Raw genomic sequence first — 17,998 nt, forward strand, 5'->3', positions numbered from 1 at the left:
AGTCTCGGGGGCGGGGCGTCGACGAAGGTGTGAGCCGCCGTCCGACACGCACGGCGGTCGCGCTCCCTAGGGTGGCGCCATGACGACGACCGACGACTGGGACGTGGTCGTCGTCGGTGCCGGGCCGGCGGGCAGCATCACCGCGCTCGCCGCCCTGCACGAACGGCCGAGGGCGCGGGTGCTGCTCCTCGACCGGGCCGACTTCCCGCGGGACAAGTCGTGCGGCGACGGCATCGCCCCTCACGTCCTCGACGTGCTCGACGCCGTCGGTGCCTCGGACGTGGCCGCCGACCTGCGCCGTGAGCACCGGGGGATCGGCACGCTCGAGCTCGCCCTCGGCGACCTGAGCAGCACGCGCGAGATGCGCCGCCCCGCCCTCGTCATTCCCCGAGAGCGTCTCGATGCCCGACTCGTCGAGGCAGCCGTGGCGGCGGGTGCGGTCCTGCGGCGGCACCGCGTGCGCGACGTGCAGGTCGAGGCCGACGGGGTCGTCGTCGACGGCGAGACCAGGGCTCGCGTGCTCGTCGGCGCGGACGGCGCGCAGTCGCAGGTCCGTCGTTCGCTCGGCCTCACCCTGCCTGGCCGTCTCGCGCTCGGCCTGCGCGGCTACGCGCCGACACCCCCATCACGCGTCGGGCGACAGGTGATTCGCTTCGCGCAGGACCGCCAGCCGTCGTACGCGTGGGCCTTCGACCGGGGCGACGGGTGGTCCAACGTCGGGTACGGCGAGATCCTGCGCGACCGGCGAGACCGGCCGACCCACGCGCTGATGCGCCATCGGCTCGAGCACCTGCTGCCCGGCTCGACCGAGGGCGGTCAGTCGTGGCGCGGCCACCACCTGCCGCTGTCGACCGCGCGATGGGGCTCGGTCCAGCCCGACGGTCGCGTGCTGCTCGTCGGCGACGCGGCCGGGCTCATCAACCCGATGACGGGTGAGGGGATCTACTACGCGGCGGTGACCGGGCAGGTCGCCGGTCGCACGGCCGCGCGGGCGGACGAAGGGGGAGACCCCGGCCGTCTCTACCGCAGCGAGGTGCGGCGGCGGCTGCGGGCGAACCTCGTGAGCACGGCCGTCGGTGGGAAGGTGGCGTCTCACCCCTTCGTCCTCGCCGCGGGGCTGCGGGCCGCCGCGGCCGACCAACGGGTCTTCGACGACCTCGTCGAGCTCGGGCTCGGGCCTGGCCGGCTCACCCCTCGGGTCGTCGCCGGGCTCGTCCGGCACGCCCGCTGACGTGGCTCAGCGGCTCTCGAGGTCCTCCCGCAGCCGGTCGAGGGTGCGGCGGATGTTGCCCGCCTGGTAGACGTCGAAGGTCCGTCCGCGCGTGACGAGGCGGTCGAAGCGTGCCGCGAGCGGGTCCGGCCATCGAGTGCGGTCGTCCTGCCAGGTCTCGATGACACGGGTCCGACCGGGGGCGACCTCCTCGAAGGTGTAGGACCAGGTCGCGACAGACACCGGCACGAGGACCCGGCCGAAGCCGTAGCGATGCACCCGGAAGGCGAAGCGCTCGCCGGGCTCGGCCGCGATGACGGTGCACCTCGTCGACCACCGCGCGGGCCCACGACGGTTGTGCCCGACGAAGCTCTCGCCCGTCGTCAGCGCGCCGCGGCGGGGGTCGCCCGTGCCGACGTTCTCCGGGCTCCACCGCCCCATCCGGTCGGGGTCGGCGATCTCGGCGTAGATGGTCTGGGGGTCGGCGGCGATCTCGACGCTGCCGGACACGGTCATGGGGCGGGACATGGCTCGACCCTGCCAGAGGGAGCCTGCCCCTTCGCGCTGCGTCGGCGTGGCCTCGGCCTCAGTGCTCGATCACCTCAGTGCCCCATCACCTCAGTGCCCCTCACCGAGCCGTCCGCTCAGCAGCTCGTGCCGCTCCGCCGACGCCGCGTTCAGACCGACGACGTCGAGCTGCTTGCCCATCCGCTCGTACTTCGCCCGCACGCCGTCGAGGGCGGCGACGCTCGACGCGTCCCAGATGTGGCTGTCGGTGAGGTCGACGACGACGCGCTGCGGGTCGGCCGCGTAGTCGAACTGGTAGACGAGGTCGTTGCTCGAGGCGAAGAAGAGCTCGCCGGTGACCCGGTAGGTCTGCACCTCGCCGGTGCCGGGCACGCGCTCGACCTGGGCGACATGGGCGACCCGTCGGGCGAAGGCGACCATCGCCGCGAGCACGCCGGTGATGACGCCGTAGGCGAGGTTGTGGGTGGCGACGGTGACGGCGACCGTGAGCAGCATGACGAGGGTCTCGCTGCGCGGCATCCGGCGCAGGGTGGCCGGCGCGACGCTGTGCCAGTCGAAGGTCGCGACGGAGACCATCCCCATGACGGCGACGAGCGCGGCCATGGGGATCATGCCGACGAGCGGGCCCGCGCCGACGACGAGGGCGAGGAGGAAGGCGCCGGCGAGGAAGGTCGAGATGCGCGTGCGGGCCCCGGAGACCTTGACGTTGATCATCGTCTGCCCGATCATGGCGCAGCCGCCCATCCCGCCGAAGAGGCCGGACGCAACGTTGGCGACGCCCTGCCCCCAGGACTCGCGGGTCTTGTCGGAGTGGGTGTCGGTGATGCCGTCGACGAGCTTGGCGGTCATGAGCGACTCGAGCAGGCCGACGAGGGCCATGGCGAGGGCGTACGGGGCGATGATGCGCAGCGTCTCGAGCGTCAGCGGCACGTCGGGCAGCAGCAGCGAGGGCAGCGAGCGCGGCAGCTCGCCCTGGTCGGAGACGTCGGGCAGCTGCCAGCCGGCGGCCGCGACGAGGGCGGTGATGACGACGATGGCGACGAGCGGGGCGGGCAGCGCGGTCGTCACGCGCGGCATGACGACCATGACGAGCACGCCGAGCGCCACCATCGGGTAGACGAGCCACGGCACCCCGAGGAGGTAGGGCACCTGGGCGAGGAAGATCAGGATGGCCAGCGCGTTGACGAAGCCGACCATGACCATCCGCGGGATGAAGCGCATGAGCCGCGCGACGCCGAGCAGGGCGAGCACCACCTGCAGGACCCCGGCGAGGATCACCGTCGCGAGGAGGTAGCTCAGGCCGTGCTCGCGCACGACGGGGGCGACGACGAGCGCCACCGCGCCGGTCGCCGCCGAGATCATCGCGGGCCGCCCGCCGACGACGGCGATGGTCACCGCCATGACGAAGCTCGAGAAGAGCCCGACCTGAGGGTCCACCCCGGCGATGATCGAGAAGGAGATGGCCTCGGGGATGAGGGCGAGGGCGACGACGAGACCGCCGAGCACCTCGGTGCGCAGGCGCCGCGGGTCGCGCAGGGCAGCCCGCACGGAGGTCTCGCGGGCACCGGCCTCGGGCGGGCCGGTGACGGGGGCGGCGGTGACGGGCTCGGGCACAGGGGTCCTTCGGGTGGGGCGGCGGGACGGCGACGGTGGCGGCGCGGCCGGAGCGGGGCTCGACGGACGCGACGGTTAACTCTACCGCAACGTGAGAGTTGGTCCGGTCGCCCGCCGGGGGGCCGGGTCGGCCCGGTAGCGTGCGCCCCATGGACGGCCAGGGCGAAGGGGTGCGCGGCCGCCACGTGCACATCGGCGAGGTCGCCGAGCTCACCGGGCTCTCGCACCGCACGATCCGGTACTACGAGGAGATGGGGCTCGTCACCCCCGCAGCGCGCACGGACGGCGGCTTCCGCCTCTACGACGACGCCGACATCGCTCGGCTCCTCCTCGTGCGCCCGATGAAGCCGCTCGGCTTCTCCGTCGAGGACATGCGCGCCCTGCTCGAGGCGCTGGATGTCCTCGCCGACCCTGCGGGGGAGCCCGCCCGCGAGGCGCAGGCGCGCGAGCACGTCGCCGCGGTCTACGCCGACGCCGAGCAGCGCCTGACCGACCTGCGCCGTACGACGGCGCGGGCCGAGGAGCTCACGGCGAGCCTGCGCGAGGCGATGGCGACGCCCCCGCCGCCGCCCGGCTGACCCCTTCGCCCCCTTCGCGGTGCCAACCTCACGACCCGCCTACGGCGCAGTACTGGTCGTGATCGCGACCAGTACTGCGCCGTAGCTCGCGGGGTCGGCAGGGCGAAGGGGGAGTCAGCCCACCCCGGCCGTGCGGGCCCGGCGGCTGCGGACCGACAGGATCGTCCCGCCGATGACTGCGGCGGTGAAGGAGCCGAGGAGCACGCCGATCTTCACGTGCTCGTCAGCCACGCTCGAGGCGCCGAAGGCGAGCTCGCCCACGAGCAGCGAGACGGTGAAGCCGACACCGGCGACGAATCCCGCGCCGACGAGGTCGCCCCACCGTAGGCTCGGGTCGAGCGCGAAGGACGGCAGCCGGCTGAGGAGCAGGCTCGTGCCGACGATGCCGACGGGCTTGCCGAGGACGAGGCCGACGATGATCCCGAGCGTGATCGGGTCGCCGAGCGCGCTGCGCAGGCCCTCGACGCCACCGACGGCCACCCCGGCGGCGAAGAAGGCGAAGACCGGCACGGCGACGAGCGTCGAGAAGACGCCCCACTGGTCGGCGAGGTGGGCGGTGAGGCTGTCGTAGACCGGTTCGCCGTCCTCGGTGCCGGTCTGCACCCGCGCCCGCGTCGACGCGATCGCCGGCACGGTGAAGCCGAGGAGCACGCCGGCCACGGTCGCGTGGATGCCGGACGCGTGGACGAGCGCCCACGTCGCGACGCCGAGCGGCAGCAGCAGCCACCACGTGCGCACCCCGCGCTGGGTGAGGAGCCCGAAGAGCGCGAGGGGGACGAGCGCGAGGAGCAGCCACTGCAGGTGCAGCCCCTGGGTGTAGGCGACGGCGATGATCGTGATGGCGATGAGGTCGTCGACGATCGCGAGCGTCAGGAGGAAGATGCGCAGCGCCGGCGGCAGGAAGCGCCCGACGACCGCGAGGACGGCGACGGCGAAGGCGATGTCGGTCGCCGTTGGGATCGCCCAGCCCTGGAGGGCGCCCTCGGACGAGCGGGCGATCGCGACGTAGATGAGGGCGGGCACGACGACGCCGCCCGCGGCAGCGGCGATGGGCATCGCGGCCCGGCGCGGGTCGCGCAGGCTGCCGGCGACGAGCTCCTCCTTGAGCTCGAGGCCGACGACGAAGAAGAAGATCGCGAGGAGGCCGTCGGCCGCCCACTGGCCGATCGTCAGGTCGAGGTGGAGGGCGGCGGGGCCGACGGTCGTGTCGCGCACCGACTCGTAGAGGTCGACGGCGGGGGTGTTGGCCAAGAGCAGCGCGAGCAGGGTGGCGACGAGCAGGAGCGAGCCGCCGAAGGCGTCGCTGCGGGCGCTCGCGCGCACGCCGCGCCACATCTCGTGGGGCATGCGACGCAGGGGGGTGTCGGTCAGGGGTCCGGGCATGAGGTGCCTTACGTGGTCAGGGGAGATGGGCGCGTCTGCGCCCCGCGACTGGGGGCGCGTCGCTCACGCAGGCGGCGGGCAGCCGGCGATCTCGCCGTGCGCGTTGGTGCCCCACTCGCTCGTCCACCCGTTGGTCCCGGGGTGGCGGACCGTGCGCTGCAGCGCACGCATGCGCGTCGCGTCCGCCAGGTGGCGGGGGAGGCGCAGCAGTCCGATCACCCGCCCGATCCTACGGGCGTCGGGGTGCCGGCTGCCGTTCGCGCTGCCTCGCGAGACGCCCGGCTCTGCTTTCCCACCAGCCCGCTGCCGCCCCTGCGCCGAGCCTGTCGCTGGGTCGAAGAAGGATCGTCACGTCGAGGTGACGATCCTTCTTCGAACCAGCAGTTGATGGGTGGCGGTTGGTGATCAGGGGGCGGGAATCATCTGCACCGGTCGGTAGTTGAGTCAGACGTACTCAACTTTTCGGCTCCGGATTTGCGCAGGCCCACGAGGGCTTCGTAGGTTGAGCCGCAGAGACCAACCCCTCCCGAAGGGGGCGCCCGCCCCCTTCGACCCGGACGAAGGAGAACCCCCATGGGACGTGCCGTCGGCATCGACCTCGGTACCACCAACTCGGCCGTCGCGTACCTCGACGCCGGCGAGCCCGAGATCATCGCGAACGCCGAGGGCGGTCGCACCACCCCGTCCGTCGTCGCCTTCTCCAAGGGCGGCGAGGTCCTCGTCGGCGAGATCGCCAAGCGTCAGGCCGTGACGAACGCCGACCGCACCATCCGCTCCGTCAAGCGCCACATGGGCACCGAGTGGACGAGCGAGGACGTCGACGGCAAGAAGTACACCGCGCAGGAGATCAGCGCCCGCACGCTGATGAAGCTCAAGCGCGACGCCGAGGCCTACCTCGGCGAGGACGTCACCGACGCGGTCATCACCGTGCCGGCGTACTTCGACGACGCCGAGCGCCAGGCGACGAAGGAGGCCGGCGAGATCGCGGGCCTCAACGTCCTGCGCATCGTCAACGAGCCGACCGCGGCGGCCCTGGCCTACGGCCTCGACAAGGGCAAGGAGGACGAGCTCATCCTCGTCTTCGACCTCGGTGGCGGCACCTTCGACGTCTCCCTGCTCGAGGTGGGCAAGGACGCCGAGGACGGCTTCGCGACCATCCAGGTCCGCGCCACCTCCGGTGACAACCAGCTCGGTGGTGACGACTGGGACGACCGCGTGGTCAAGCACCTCCTGCAGAGCGTCAAGAGCAGCACCGGTGTCGACCTGGCCGGTGACAAGATCGCCATGCAGCGTCTGCGCGACGCCGCGGAGCAGGCGAAGAAGGAGCTCTCCTCGAGCAGCTCCACGTCGATCAACCTCCAGTACCTCTCGATGGGCGAGAACGGCCCGATCCACCTCGACGAGACGCTCACCCGGGCGCAGTTCGAGCAGATGACCAAGGACCTCCTCGACCGCACGAAGACCCCCTTCGAGAACGTCATCAAGGACGCCGGCATCAAGCTCGGCGACATCGACCACGTCGTCCTCGTCGGTGGCTCCACCCGCATGCCCGCCGTCTCCGAGCTCGTCAAGCAGCTCACCGGCGGCAAGGAGCCCAACAAGGGCGTCAACCCCGACGAGGTCGTCGCCGCCGGCGCGGCCCTGCAGGCCGGTGTCCTCAAGGGCGAGCGCAAGGACGTCCTGCTCATCGACGTCACCCCGCTCTCCCTGGGCATCGAGACCAAGGGCGGTCTCTTCACCAAGCTCATCGAGCGCAACACCGCGATCCCGACCAAGCGCAGCGAGGTCTTCTCGACGGCGGAGGACAACCAGCCCTCCGTGCTCATCCAGGTCTTCCAGGGCGAGCGCGAGATCGCGCAGCAGAACAAGCCGCTGGGCACCTTCGAGCTCTCGGGCATCGCCCCGGCGCCCCGCGGCGTGCCGCAGGTCGAGGTGACCTTCGACATCGACGCCAACGGCATCGTCAACGTCTCCGCGAAGGACCGTGGCACCGGCCAGGAGCAGAAGATCACCATCTCGGGCGGCAGCGCGCTGTCCAAGGAGGAGATCGAGCGCATGGTGCAGGAGGCCGAGGCCCACGCCGAGGAGGACAAGCAGCGGCGCGAGGAGACCGAGGCCCGCAACACCGCGGAGAACCTCGTCTACTCGACCGAGAAGTTCCTCTCCGACAGCGGCGACAAGCTGAGCGACGACCAGCGCAAGCCGGTCGACGACGCCCTCGCCGACCTCAAGGACGCCCTCAAGCCGGAGTCGGGCGTGAGCGCTGCCGACCTGTCGAAGAAGGTCGACACCCTCAACGAGGAGTCGCAGAAGATGGGCGCCGCCCTCTACGCGGCCTCCGCCGAGCAGGGCGAGGGTGCCGGCACCGCCGGTGACCAGCCCGGCGCCGACGCGGGTAGCACCCCGGCCGACGACGACGTCGTCGACGCCGAGGTCGTCGAGGACGAGGACGAGGAGCGCAAGTGAGCGACTCGACGAGCAACCACGAGCCCGAGGACGTCGTCCACGACGCCGACGGCGACGCGGTGAACGTCGAGGCCGTCAACGACGGCGTGCCGGCCCCCGCGCAGGGGGCCGGCACCCCGGCCGCCGACGCGGACGGGACGCCTGCGGCCGAGGCTGCACCGGGGGCGGACGCCGCCCCCGGCGCGGGCTCCGACGCCCACCCCGACACCGCGCTCGCGGCCGAGCGGCTCGGCGACCTGCAGCGCCTGCAGGCCGAGTACGTCAACTACAAGCGCCGCGTCGACCGCGATCGCGCCGACATCCAGATCCGGGCGGCGCACGACGTGCTCGAGACCCTGCTGCCGGTGCTCGACGAGATCCACCTCGCGCGCCAGCACGGCGACCTCGACGAGGGCCCCTTCCGGGCCATCGCCGACAAGCTCGAGCAGGCGCTCGGCCGGTACGGCCTGGTCCAGGTCGGCGCGAAGGGCGAGCCCTTCGACCCGGCGGTCCACGAGGCCCTCATGCACGCCGCGTGGGACTCGAGCGACAGCGAGCTGCCGAGCGACGCGACGACGACCACGGTCGTCACCGTGCTCCAGCCCGGGTACAAGGCCGGCGAGCGCGTGCTGCGCGCGGCGCGCGTCGCCGTCGCCGACCCCGAGTGACCCACCCGCACACCCCCTGAGAGGAGGACGGCATGGCTAGTCAGGACTGGTTCGAGAAGGACTTCTACAGCATCCTCGGCGTCTCGCAGGGCGCCGACGACGCGGAGATCAAGAAGGCGTACCGCAAGCTCGCCAAGCAGCACCACCCCGATCGCAACCCCGGGGACGCCGCGGCGGAGCAGCGCTTCAAGGACGTCGGCGAGGCGCACGCCGTCCTCTCCGACCCCGAGCAGCGTCGTGAGTACGACGCCGTGCGCCAGATGGCGCGCGGGGGCGCCCGCTTCACCGCGGGCGGCCCCGGCGGGGCCGGGGGCGCCGGCTTCGAGGACGTCTTCTCCTCGATGTTCGGCGGCGGGGGCGGTGGTGGCTCCCGGGTGCGCTACTCCTCGCAGGGCTTCCCCGGCGGGGGCGGCGGCGAGCCCGACCTCGAGGACATCATGGCGATGTTCGGGCAGGGCGGGGGATCCCCCTTCGGCGGTGGCGGTGGTGGTGCGGGCTTCCGCGCGCCCCGCGGCCCGCAGAAGGGTCCCGACCTCACCGCCCGCACGACCCTGTCCTTCCGCGACGCGGTCGAGGGGTCGACGGTGCAGCTGAGCGCCGACGGCGAGCGGATCACCGCGAAGATCCCCGCGGGCGTCAAGGACGGCCAGCGGATCCGGCTGCGCGGCAAGGGCGGTCAGAGCCGCACCGGCGGCGAGCGGGGAGACCTCATGCTCACCGTCGCGGTCGAGCCGCACCCGGTCTTCGGCCGGGACGGCGACAACCTGACGATCGAGCTGCCGGTGACCTTCGCCGAGGCCACGCTCGGCGCGACGGTGAGCGTCCCGACGCTCGACGGCCGCCCGGTCAAGGTCAAGGTCGCCCCGGGCACCCCGAGCGGGCGCGTCCTGCGGGTCAAGGGCCGCGGCGTGCCGACGAAGGGGGGATCCGGTGACCTCCTCGTGCGCGTCGAGGTCGTCGTCCCGACCGACCTCACCGACGAGCAGCGCGCGGCCGTCGAGGCCCTCGCGCAGGATGCCGACTCCCTGCGTGCCGACCTGCTCGCGAGGGCGGGGGACTGACCCGTGGCCCGCTCCGCCTTCAGCCCCGATGACGAGACCCCGGTCTTCGTCATCTCGGTCGCGGCCGAGCTCGCGGGCATGCACGCCCAGACCCTGCGGCAGTACGACCGCATCGGTCTCGTCACCCCCTCGCGCACGCGCGGCGGCGGTCGCCGGTACTCGGCGGCCGACGTCGCGCGTCTGCGCGAGGTCCAGCGGCTCTCGCAGGACGAGGGCGTCTCGCTGAGCGCGATCCAGCGCATCTTCGAGCTCGAGCACCAGGTCGACGCGCTGCGCGCCCGCGTCGGCGAACTCACGGAGGAGCTCGAGTCGGCCCGCGTCGCGCTGGGCCAGGGCTCCCGCTTCTTCGCCGTGGGCTCCAGCGGTGACATCGTCGCGCTGCGCCACGGCCAGCGACCCCGACCGCGCACGGCCTCGCAGGCGCTCGTCCTGTGGGACTCGCGCCGCTGACGCGCCCCCGCCCCACCCCCCTTCGCCCCCTTCCCCCTTCGCCCACCCCTTCTGCGCCGAGCCCCGCTCGTCGTCCGTGACACCCGCTCTCCGCGGGACCGCGACGAGCGGGGCTCGCGGACCAGGAGCGGGGTTCAGCGAGGCGTGTCAAGGACGCTTGACAACGACCGGTCTCCCCTCTGTAAAGTCTGCTTGACACCGCACCGGAGGGACCGGCCGCGGGCGAAGGGGGACCGCCATGACCCGCACGACCACCACCGCGCCGACCTCGGCCTACCTCCGCGCCGGGCTGCTCGCCGCGGGCATCACCGCCGCCGCGGGCATCGGGGCCGGCCTCGTGCGGGGCGAGGACTTCTGGCTCGCCGCAGGGGTCTTCGGCGCCGCCGCGCTCGGCCCGGCCCTCGCCCTCGGCTGGCTGCTCTTCGTCAGCGACCACACGGTGCCCCAGGACGCGCACGCCGAGGACAGCGTCGAGCGGCGCTGGGCCGAGCAGGCCGGGGCCGGCGCCTTCCTCGACGTCGTCATCGCCTCGGGCGTCACGCTCACCCTGCTCTCCGTGCTCGACGTCGGCATCTCCGCGACCGGCGTCCTCACCCTCCTCGTGGTGCTCGCCCTCGCCGACTCCGCTGTGCGCTACGCGGTCGTCTCGCGCCGCGGCGCCTGAGGGGGCACCGGATGGACAACGACCTCGCGGCCCGGCGCGCCGAGCGCGGCTGGTCGCAGGCGCGCCTGGCCGAGGAGCTCGGCGTCTCGCGTCAGACGGTGATCTCCATCGAGCGCGGGCGCTTCGACCCGAGCCTGCCGCTGGCCTTCCGGGTGGCCCGGACCTTCGGCTGTCGGGTGGAGGACGTCTTCTACCCCGGCACCGCCGAGGACTGAGCGACGCGCCCGCGGGCTGCGACGTAGACGCCGACGACCGCGAGGGCCGCCACGACGGCGGCGAGACCGACGACCTGCGAGCTCGGCTCGTCGCCGAGCCGCCCGGCCGCGATCCACGCCAGGCCCCAGGTGATGGCGGCGGTGATGCCGAGGCGAGGTCCGACCCGCCGGGCGAGCACGGCGGCCACCCCCACGACGACGACGATGACGGCGACCGCCACGACCTCGCCGACGCCCTGGCTCGTCTCGACGCCGTAGCCCACGAGCGCCGCGGCGACGTTGGCGCAGGTCGCGACGCTCACCCAGCCGAGGTAGAGCCCGAAGGTGCCGTCGACGAGCAGCGCCTCCGCGGCGCCGACCGCGGGCCGGTCGTGCAGCCGCGCGACGAGCACGCCGAGCACGAGGAGCAGAGCGACGATGACGACGACGCTCAGCCACAGCAGGCCCCACTGGGTGACGAAGATCCACGCCGCGTTGAGGAGCATCGACGCGGCCGCGAGGTAGCCCGTGCGCCGGTGCCTGGGGTCGGTCGCCGTGCTCGGGAAGAGCTGGTAGACGGCGTACGCCGTGAGCAGCGCGTAGACGAGGGACCAGATCGAGAAGGCGGTGCCCGCGGGCGCGAGGAGGGTGGCGTCGGCGGACAGCGCACCGCTGCTCGACTCCGAGACCTCGGTGCCGATGACACCGACCCCGGTGAGCACACCGAGGACGCCGACGAGGTGGCTGACGACGACGACGACCTGACGGGTGCGGTCCGCGCGGGTGGGCTGCTCGCTCATCCTTCGACGATAGGAGCCGGCCCGCCTCTCACCGGCCTCGGGCGCCCGCGCTGTCCAGGGTGGTTGCCTCGAGCGCCCGCGCCGCGGCGAGCCTCTTCATCCCCTCGGCGGGGCGGATCGGCTCGGGCCACCGCGCGGCGATGCGGTCGCCCTCGTACTCGCGGCGCAGCCGCCGCCGCACGAGCGGCACGACCTCCTGGCGCACGAAGGCCGCCTCCTGGCGGGCCGCGTGCCGCCAGCCGCGGGGCTCGTGCGGGACGAGGTCGCCGATCTTCAGCGTGTGGGGCACGCCCATCGTCTCGGCGACGAGCGCCGCCATCCGCTTGTGTCCCTGTCGGGACATGTGGATCCGGTCCGGCGCCCACAACGCCGGGTGGTCGAAGTCGCGGACGCGGGCGTGGTCGACGAGCAGCGTCCCCTGCCGGTCGGAGAGCTCGCGCACCCCGTCGTTGAAGAGGTGGACCCGGCGCACGAGCGGGTCGAGCAGCCGGGTCGTGCGCACGTCGTACGCGGTGAAGAGGACGACCTGCGCACCGGAGCCGACGAGCCGGTCGAGGGCCGCCTCGTAGCGCTCCAGCAGCGAGGTGATGTCGGCCCGCAGCGAGAGCAGGTCGTTGCCCCCGGCGTAGAAGGTGACGTGAGTGGGCCCGAGGGCGAGCGCCGCGTCGAGCTGGTCGGCGACCACCTGGTCGAGGAACTTGCTGCGGATCGCGAGGTTCGCGTAGCGCCACGTCGGGTCGGCGCGGCCCAGCTGGCGGGCCAGCCGGTCGGCCCAGCCGCGCACGGAGTTCGGGTAGTGCAGGTGGGGGTCGCCGATGCCCTCGGTGAAGGAGTCGCCCACGGCGACGAGCAGGCCAGTCATCTCGCGCCCCATGCCACCCGCCCGGGCGGCCGGGTCGCAAGCCACGCGCGGGGTGGTGACGAAGGGTTGTCCGAGCCGTCATCGGGGGTCGCCGGGCGGCCGTCGTGCGTTCACCTCTCGCCCGGGCGACCGCTCGAAGGGGGAGCGAAGGGGTGGTCGTCGTCGGTGCTCGCTGCCAGGGTGGGGCCATGCCGATGCCCCAGGACCCCGCCTCTCGCTACGACCGCCGCAACACCCCGCTCGTGCGGGTCGTCGACGCCGTGCCCGACGACGCGTGGGACGCGCCCTCGCCCTGCGAGGGGTGGAGCGCGGCCGACGTGCTCCAGCACCTCGTCGACACGCAGCGCACCTTCTTGCTGACGAACGGCGCGAGCCTGCCCGACCCGGCGCCGGTCGTCGCCCAGGGCCCGGCGCTCGCCTGGCGGACGCACTCCGAGGCGGTCGCCCGCGCCCTCGCCGACCCGCGCGTGGGCGAGGCGCCGTACGAGACCCCCTTCGGCGTCTCGACCGTGGGCCAGGTCCTCGACGACTTCTACGGCTTCGACATGGTCGTCCACCGGTGGGACGTCGCCCGCGCCACCGGGGGCGACACCTCGATCACGGACGCCGAGCTCGACACGCTCGACGCCGCGGCCGACGGCTGGGGCGAGCGCCTCTACGGCGACGGCATCTGCTCCGGCCCGCTCGAGGTCGGCGCCGACGAGCCGCGCCCGGTGCGGGTCCTCGCGCGCTTCGGCCGGGACGCCCGGTAGGGGCGCCCCGGCCGAGGTGGGGGGTGGCGGGTCAGGGGGAGATCAGGAGGAGACGGCCGCCGCGAGGTTGCCGAGGCTGTCCTCGAGCTGGCCCTTGCTGATGAGCGGGAAGCTCACCTGCTGCAGCAGCTCCTTGTCGGTGACCTTGCTCCAGTCGTAGGTGAGGCTGACGAGCGTGCTGTCGGGGCCCTGCGCGTCGAGCTCCCAGAGCCACTCCCAGCCCTTGGGGTCGGTGCCGGCGGGGGCGGTCTGCCAGCCGACCATCGTGTTCTCCGCGTAGGCGGTCACGTGGTTGTCGGTCTGGTACTCGCCGCCCATGTGGTCGCCCTCCATGTTCATCGTGAAGACGTCGCCGACGCCCTGGATGCGGTTGGACCTCTCGTCCGAGCGGACGAAGCCGGAGCCGTCGAGCTCGGTGTGGCGCTTGGGGTTGGTGAGCACCTCGAAGAGGTCCTTCGCGGACGCGTCGACGGTGCGCTGGACGGTGATCTTCTGATCGCTCATCTGACGAGCGTGCCCAGGCGCGCCGGTCATGTCCACACCCTGTCGAGGGTGCGAGCATGGCGGTCATGAGCGAGCACCTCATCGTCCTGCCCGACCGCGACGACGCCGAGCGCGTCGCCGACGACCTGCGCGAGGAGGGGCTCGGCGAGGTCCGGGTCGTGCGCGAGGCGCTCGCGGGGGAGGACGACGGCGAGGACCACGAGTGGGCCATCTACGTGCGCGTCGAGACGGTCACCGACGAGGCGAGCGCCGTCGGTCAGGGGCTGAAGGAGCGCTTCAGCGCGCTCGCCGAGGAGCACGACGGCTGGTACGACGACCGCACGGGCGGGCCGGCCTGATCCTCTCTCGGCCGGACGACGTCCGGGACCCGGGACGACGCGGGGCGCCTCTCCCTTCGCATCCAGCCGACCTCCAGCCCGGTGTGCCAGGATCAGGCGGCTGACCGTGCCCGGCAGCCAGCTCCCGAACGACCCCAGGACTGCCCGTATGAGCGAGATCGGCCGACACCGGCGCGACAAGCCTGCGACCCCGATGCTCTCCGAGCGCGCGCGGTCCCGGCTGAGCCGCCGCTTCTACGTGCTCACCGCCGCGAGCACCGTCGTGCCCGGGCTCGGGCTCATCCCCAGTCGTCGGCGCACCGGGCAGGTCATGGTCGCCGCCTTCGTCGTCGCGCTCGTCGCGGGTGTCGCCTACCTGCTGTCGAAGGGGGTGACGACCTCGGTCCTCGAGGTCGGCGTGAGCCGCCGGGCGCTCGCCGTGCTCATCCCCGTGCTCGTCGTCGGCGCGCTCGTCTGGCTCTTCGGCATCGTCGCCACCGCCCGCGACAACATGCCCGCGGACGTGTCGGGCCGGCCCCGCGTCGCGATGCTGCTCTTCGCCTCCTTCGCCGCCCTGCTCGTCATCGCCCCCGCGGCCCAGGCCGCGCGCTACGCCCTCATCCAGCGCTCGGTCATCGGCGAGGTCTTCTCCTCGATCCGGCCCGAGGGCGCGGCCGCACCGGTCGACGCGGAGGACCCGTGGGAGGGCACCGACCGGGTCAACATCCTGCTCGTCGGCTCCGACGCGGGGCCCGACCGGACCGGCGTGCGCCCCGACTCGACGATGGTCGCGAGCATCGACACGACGACCGGCAAGACCGTGCTCTTCGGCATCCCGCGCAACCTGCAGAACATCCCGCTCTCGCCCGACAGCCCGCTGCGCGCGCAGTACCCGGACGGCTACAGCTGTGGTGACCAGTGCCTCTTCGAGTACGTGTGGACCCTCGGCGAGGACAACGCGGCGCTCTTCCCCGGCGACCCGAGCCCCGGTCTCACCGTCACCAAGGACGCGGTGAGCCAGATCCTCGGGCTCGACATCGACTACACGACGATCATCGACCTCAAGGGCTTCACCGAGCTCGTCGACGCGATGGGCGGGGTGCAGATCGACGTCAAGGAGCGGGTCTGCATCGGGTGCAAGGTCGAGGGCGGCGTCGTCGTCGGCACGACCGGCTACATCGAGCCCGGCGTCCAGCGGCTCGACGGCTACCGGGCGCTGTGGTACTCGCGCTCGCGCGCCGACAGCCGGGACGGCGACTTCAGCCGGATGCGGCGGCAGCGCTGCATGGTGGGCGCGCTCATCAACCAGGTGAACCCCGTGAGCATGCTGCGGCGCTACCCCGAGCTCGCCGCGGTGCTCAAGAAGAACGTCGCGGTCGACATCCCCCAGGACGACCTGTCGGCCTGGGCGGTCCTCGTCGAGCGGATCCAGGACGGTGGCTCGATCAAGTCGTTGCCCCTGACGAACAAGGTCATCGACGTGACCAACCCGGACTACGGCGTCATCCACACGAAGGTGCGTGACGCGATCGACCCGCCGCGTCGCAGCGCGACGAAGAAGCCCACCTCGAGCGCGAGCCCGAGCGCGACACCGAGCGGCAGCTCGACGACCGAGCCCACGGACGAGCTGGCGGACATCACCGCCACCTGCTGACGGACAGGGCCGGGAGCGGCGAAGGGGACGAGGCGCGGCCTCGTCCCGCGTCGCGCGTCCGTGACCGGCTCAGCCCCCGGCCCCCGGTGGTGTCGGCAGGGCGTCCTCGCCGAGCGCGAGCACCCGACGCAGCACCGGGCTGGCGTCGTCCGCGCGCCACACGAGACGGGCGTGCACCTGCTCCGCGCTGCCGTCCAGCGGGATGACGACGAGACCGTCCGGGCCGGGACTGCCGCCGAAGGCGGTGTCGACGGTGAGCGTGACGCCGACCCCCGCCGCGACGAGCGCGAAGATCGTCCACGAGTCGGGCGCGTGCTGGGCGATCCTGGGCAAGAAGCCCGCCTCCTGGGCCGCGCGCAGCGTGAGCTCGCGCAGGCTCGACCCACTGGTGGGCTGGAGCATGACCCACGACTCGTCGGCGAGGTCGGCCATCGTCACGGTGTCGCGGCCGGCGAGGGGGTGGTCCTCGGGCAGGGCGACGACGAGGCGGTTGACCGCGACGACGCGCGAGCCGAGACCGACGGGGACGCTCGGGTACATGACGATCGCGAGGTCGAGCGAGCCCTCCTGGATCCGCTCGATCGCGCCGCTGCCGTACGTGGTGCTCGTGAGGGTCAGCTCGACCCCGGGCAGGTCACGTCGGACCCGGCGGGCCAGCTGGCTGATCGGGCGATGCGAGGACGGGCCGGCGAAGCCGACCCGGACCTCGCCGATCTCGCCTCGACCGGCATGGGCGACGGTGCGCTCGGCCGTCGCGAAGGAGCGCACGATCTCGCGGGCTGGGTCGACGAGCGCAGCGCCCTGCGCTGTCAGCCGCACCGAGCGGGTCGTCCGCTCGAAGAGGGGAGCCCCGAGCTGACGCTCCAGCTGCTGGATGGTGCGGCTCAGCGGCGGCTGCGCCATGTGCAGCCTCGCGGCCGCTCGCCCGAAGTGCAGCTCCTCCGCGACCGCGAGGAAGGCGGTGACGTGGTGCAGGTCCATGGGTGCTCCTCCGAGCGGCATCGGCGGGACCGACTGTTGCTCCCGGCATATCAGTGTCATACCCACTATGCCCTTGATCGACATAATCCTCGTGGGCAGTCTGGCGCCACCGACGAAGGAGTCCGATCGACGTGGAGAGCACCGAGTTCGACGAGGTCCTGGCGACCGTGGCAGCGCTCGTGGAGGAGGTGGTCGTGCCCGCCGAGGACGAGATCGAGAGCACCGACGCCATCCCGGAGCGTGTCCGCCGCGCCGCGGCCGACATGGGCCTCTTCGGGTACGCCCTGCCCGAGCAGTACGGCGGGCTGGGGCTGACGATGAGCGAGGAGGTGCGCCTGGCGATGGTCGTCGGGCGCACGACCCCTGCCTTCCGCTCGATGTTCGGCACGAACAACGGCATCGCCGGCCAGGTCCTCGTGAACTTCGGCACCGACGAGCAGAAGCAGGCCTACCTGCCGGGCCTGGCGGCGGGCGAGCTCGTCGCGTCCTTCGCGCTCACCGAGCCCGACGCCGGCTCGGACCCCTCGGGGCTGCGCACGAAGGCGGTGCGCGACGGCGACGACTACGTCATCAGCGGGCAGAAGCGGTACATCACCAACGCGCCGCAGGCCGATCTCCTCATGGTCTTCGCCCGCACGGGCGACGTCTCCGAGGGCACGAAGGGGATCTCGGTCTTCGTCGTCGACACCTCGCTCGAGGGCGTGACGGTCGGCCCGAAGGACGCGAAGATGGGCCAGCGCGGCGCGCACACCGCCGAGGTCTCCCTCGAGGGGGTGCGGGTCGGGGCCGAGTGCCTCGTCGGCGGGGTCGAGGGCGAGGGCTTCGCCGCCGCGATGCGCTCGCTGGCGAAGGGCCGCCTCCACATCGGCGCGACCTGCGTCGGTCTCGCCGAGCGGCTCACCGACGAGGCCCTCCGGCACTCCCTCGACCAGACCCAGGGGGGCACCCGCATCGCCGACTTCCAGCTCGTGCAGGGGATGCTCGCGGACTGCCGCACGGAGGCGATGGCCGGCCGGGCGCTCGTCGTCGAGGCGGCCCGCGCCTACGACGACGGGAGCGACCGACGCCTCGGCCCGTCCGCGGCGAAGCTCTACTGCAGCGAGATGGTCGACCGGGTGGCCGACCGGGCGGTGCAGATCCACGGGGGGATGGGCTACATGCAGGACTCGAAGGTGTCGCGCTTCTACCGCGACGCCCGTCTCTTCCGCCTCTACGAGGGCACGAGCGAGATCCAGCGCACGATCATCGCCAAGCAGATGATCCGCGGGGCGTCGACCCGATGAGCGTCACCGCCCCCTTCGTCAGCCGGACCGTCCCACCAGCTCGGGAGATC

The 17,998-nt window shown here is 72.9% G+C and carries 20 protein-coding genes; 12 read left to right on the plus strand and 8 right to left on the minus strand.

Translation table 11 applies throughout. The features are described 5' to 3' along the window. Positions 1 to 79 precede the first annotated feature (79 nt). Positions 80 to 1,231, plus strand: a complete 1,152-nt coding sequence (locus tag EEW87_RS13805; protein WP_123092493.1) for a geranylgeranyl reductase family protein — start codon at positions 80 to 82, stop codon at positions 1,229 to 1,231. 6 nt (positions 1,232 to 1,237) lie between these two features. Here EEW87_RS13805 and EEW87_RS13810 read toward each other — a convergent pair whose 3' ends face one another. After that, a complete protein-coding gene (locus tag EEW87_RS13810) occupies positions 1,238 to 1,738 on the minus strand; it encodes an SRPBCC family protein (protein ID WP_123092492.1) in 501 nt (166 codons plus the stop codon). Positions 1,739 to 1,828: 90 nt separating this feature from the next. Further along, positions 1,829 to 3,352, minus strand: coding sequence for a SulP family inorganic anion transporter (locus EEW87_RS13815; protein WP_123092491.1), 1,524 nt, complete (start codon positions 3,350 to 3,352; stop codon positions 1,829 to 1,831). 149 nt (positions 3,353 to 3,501) lie between these two features. Between EEW87_RS13815 and EEW87_RS13820 the strand changes: the two genes are divergently transcribed. After that, positions 3,502 to 3,930, plus strand: coding sequence for a MerR family transcriptional regulator (locus tag EEW87_RS13820; protein WP_123092490.1), 429 nt, complete (start codon positions 3,502 to 3,504; stop codon positions 3,928 to 3,930). 114 nt (positions 3,931 to 4,044) lie between these two features. Here EEW87_RS13820 and nhaA read toward each other — a convergent pair whose 3' ends face one another. Then, entirely contained in the window at positions 4,045 to 5,313 is a 1,269-nt protein-coding gene (gene nhaA, locus EEW87_RS13825; RefSeq protein ID WP_123092489.1) for a Na+/H+ antiporter NhaA, read from the minus strand. A 63-nt stretch (positions 5,314 to 5,376) separates the two neighbouring features. Next, positions 5,377 to 5,532, minus strand: a complete 156-nt coding sequence (locus tag EEW87_RS13830) for a hypothetical protein (RefSeq protein WP_163562348.1) — start codon at positions 5,530 to 5,532, stop codon at positions 5,377 to 5,379. Between the two features lie 354 nt (positions 5,533 to 5,886). Between EEW87_RS13830 and dnaK the strand changes: the two genes are divergently transcribed. The 6 genes from dnaK to EEW87_RS13860 all read left to right on the plus strand — a co-directional run bounded on the left by dnaK (position 5,887) and on the right by EEW87_RS13860 (position 10,816). Continuing rightward, complete coding sequence (gene dnaK / locus EEW87_RS13835; protein WP_068271851.1) at positions 5,887 to 7,779, plus strand: molecular chaperone DnaK; 1,893 nt, start codon at positions 5,887 to 5,889, stop codon at positions 7,777 to 7,779. Then, positions 7,776 to 8,426 (plus strand): nucleotide exchange factor GrpE, encoded by a 651-nt coding sequence (grpE, locus tag EEW87_RS13840; protein WP_201464962.1) that lies wholly within the window; start codon positions 7,776 to 7,778, stop codon positions 8,424 to 8,426. The genes dnaK and grpE overlap by 4 nt, the downstream gene beginning before the upstream one ends. Before the next feature lie 32 nt (positions 8,427 to 8,458). After that, a complete protein-coding gene (locus EEW87_RS13845; protein WP_123092488.1) occupies positions 8,459 to 9,487 on the plus strand; it encodes a DnaJ C-terminal domain-containing protein in 1,029 nt (342 codons plus the stop codon). Positions 9,488 to 9,490: 3 nt separating this feature from the next. After that, positions 9,491 to 9,937 carry a heat shock protein transcriptional repressor HspR gene (locus tag EEW87_RS13850; RefSeq protein WP_123092487.1) on the plus strand — a complete coding sequence of 149 codons (447 nt, stop codon included), beginning with the start codon at positions 9,491 to 9,493 and terminating at the stop codon, positions 9,935 to 9,937. A 238-nt stretch (positions 9,938 to 10,175) separates the two neighbouring features. After that, the gene (locus EEW87_RS13855) at positions 10,176 to 10,601 is read left to right on the plus strand and encodes a hypothetical protein (RefSeq protein ID WP_123092486.1); all 426 of its coding nucleotides are present in this window, start codon (positions 10,176 to 10,178) and stop codon (positions 10,599 to 10,601) included. Positions 10,602 to 10,612: 11 nt separating this feature from the next. Continuing rightward, positions 10,613 to 10,816, plus strand: a complete 204-nt coding sequence (locus EEW87_RS13860) for a helix-turn-helix transcriptional regulator (protein WP_123092485.1) — start codon at positions 10,613 to 10,615, stop codon at positions 10,814 to 10,816. Here the strand turns inward: EEW87_RS13860 and EEW87_RS13865 are convergent. Further along, positions 10,792 to 11,595, minus strand: coding sequence for a tryptophan-rich sensory protein (locus EEW87_RS13865; RefSeq protein ID WP_123092484.1), 804 nt, complete (start codon positions 11,593 to 11,595; stop codon positions 10,792 to 10,794). The two genes, EEW87_RS13860 and EEW87_RS13865, sit on opposite strands and share 25 nt — an antisense overlap. Before the next feature lie 28 nt (positions 11,596 to 11,623). Further along, a complete protein-coding gene (locus EEW87_RS13870) occupies positions 11,624 to 12,457 on the minus strand; it encodes an SGNH/GDSL hydrolase family protein (protein WP_225985074.1) in 834 nt (277 codons plus the stop codon). 188 nt (positions 12,458 to 12,645) lie between these two features. Here EEW87_RS13870 and EEW87_RS13875 point away from each other — a divergent pair, with 188 nt between their 5' ends. Then, positions 12,646 to 13,209, plus strand: coding sequence for a TIGR03086 family metal-binding protein (locus EEW87_RS13875; RefSeq protein ID WP_123092590.1), 564 nt, complete (start codon positions 12,646 to 12,648; stop codon positions 13,207 to 13,209). A 42-nt stretch (positions 13,210 to 13,251) separates the two neighbouring features. Here EEW87_RS13875 and EEW87_RS13880 read toward each other — a convergent pair whose 3' ends face one another. Beyond that, positions 13,252 to 13,713 (minus strand): SRPBCC family protein, encoded by a 462-nt coding sequence (locus EEW87_RS13880; protein ID WP_123092482.1) that lies wholly within the window; start codon positions 13,711 to 13,713, stop codon positions 13,252 to 13,254. 65 nt (positions 13,714 to 13,778) lie between these two features. Between EEW87_RS13880 and EEW87_RS13885 the strand changes: the two genes are divergently transcribed. Beyond that, complete coding sequence (locus tag EEW87_RS13885; protein WP_123092589.1) at positions 13,779 to 14,051, plus strand: ribonuclease E inhibitor RraB; 273 nt, start codon at positions 13,779 to 13,781, stop codon at positions 14,049 to 14,051. A 148-nt stretch (positions 14,052 to 14,199) separates the two neighbouring features. Beyond that, positions 14,200 to 15,684: an LCP family protein gene (locus tag EEW87_RS13890; protein ID WP_123092481.1), complete on the plus strand. Its 1,485-nt coding sequence runs from the start codon at positions 14,200 to 14,202 to the stop codon at positions 15,682 to 15,684. Positions 15,685 to 15,753: 69 nt separating this feature from the next. Here the strand turns inward: EEW87_RS13890 and EEW87_RS13895 are convergent, their stop codons facing one another. Continuing rightward, positions 15,754 to 16,665 carry a LysR substrate-binding domain-containing protein gene (locus EEW87_RS13895; RefSeq protein ID WP_123092480.1) on the minus strand — a complete coding sequence of 304 codons (912 nt, stop codon included), beginning with the start codon at positions 16,663 to 16,665 and terminating at the stop codon, positions 15,754 to 15,756. Between the two features lie 131 nt (positions 16,666 to 16,796). Between EEW87_RS13895 and EEW87_RS13900 the strand changes: the two genes are divergently transcribed. After that, positions 16,797 to 17,948 (plus strand): acyl-CoA dehydrogenase family protein, encoded by a 1,152-nt coding sequence (locus EEW87_RS13900; protein ID WP_123092479.1) that lies wholly within the window; start codon positions 16,797 to 16,799, stop codon positions 17,946 to 17,948. Positions 17,949 to 17,998: the final 50 nt, after the last annotated feature.

Origin of the sequence: Janibacter melonis (assembly GCF_003721155.3) — a bacterium.
Taxonomy (GTDB): domain Bacteria; phylum Actinomycetota; class Actinomycetes; order Actinomycetales; family Dermatophilaceae; genus Marihabitans; species Marihabitans melonis.

Excerpts from the sequence above, each read along its gene's own strand:
- EEW87_RS13805 (WP_123092493.1), top strand. The coding sequence starts at position 80 with ATGACGACGACCGACGACTGGGACGTGGTCGTCGTCGGTGCCGGGCCG.
- EEW87_RS13810 (WP_123092492.1), bottom strand. The coding sequence starts at position 1,738 with ATGTCCCGCCCCATGACCGTGTCCGGCAGCGTCGAGATCGCCGCCGAC.
- EEW87_RS13820 (WP_123092490.1), top strand. The coding sequence starts at position 3,502 with ATGGACGGCCAGGGCGAAGGGGTGCGCGGCCGCCACGTGCACATCGGC.
- nhaA (WP_123092489.1), bottom strand. The coding sequence starts at position 5,313 with ATGCCCGGACCCCTGACCGACACCCCCCTGCGTCGCATGCCCCACGAG.
- dnaK (WP_068271851.1), top strand. The coding sequence starts at position 5,887 with ATGGGACGTGCCGTCGGCATCGACCTCGGTACCACCAACTCGGCCGTC.
- EEW87_RS13845 (WP_123092488.1), top strand. The coding sequence starts at position 8,459 with ATGGCTAGTCAGGACTGGTTCGAGAAGGACTTCTACAGCATCCTCGGC.
- EEW87_RS13855 (WP_123092486.1), top strand. The coding sequence starts at position 10,176 with ATGACCCGCACGACCACCACCGCGCCGACCTCGGCCTACCTCCGCGCC.
- EEW87_RS13860 (WP_123092485.1), top strand. The coding sequence starts at position 10,613 with ATGGACAACGACCTCGCGGCCCGGCGCGCCGAGCGCGGCTGGTCGCAG.
- EEW87_RS13865 (WP_123092484.1), bottom strand. The coding sequence starts at position 11,595 with ATGAGCGAGCAGCCCACCCGCGCGGACCGCACCCGTCAGGTCGTCGTC.
- EEW87_RS13870 (WP_225985074.1), bottom strand. The coding sequence starts at position 12,457 with ATGACTGGCCTGCTCGTCGCCGTGGGCGACTCCTTCACCGAGGGCATC.
- EEW87_RS13875 (WP_123092590.1), top strand. The coding sequence starts at position 12,646 with ATGCCGATGCCCCAGGACCCCGCCTCTCGCTACGACCGCCGCAACACC.
- EEW87_RS13880 (WP_123092482.1), bottom strand. The coding sequence starts at position 13,713 with ATGAGCGATCAGAAGATCACCGTCCAGCGCACCGTCGACGCGTCCGCG.
- EEW87_RS13885 (WP_123092589.1), top strand. The coding sequence starts at position 13,779 with ATGAGCGAGCACCTCATCGTCCTGCCCGACCGCGACGACGCCGAGCGC.
- EEW87_RS13890 (WP_123092481.1), top strand. The coding sequence starts at position 14,200 with ATGAGCGAGATCGGCCGACACCGGCGCGACAAGCCTGCGACCCCGATG.
- EEW87_RS13895 (WP_123092480.1), bottom strand. The coding sequence starts at position 16,665 with ATGGACCTGCACCACGTCACCGCCTTCCTCGCGGTCGCGGAGGAGCTG.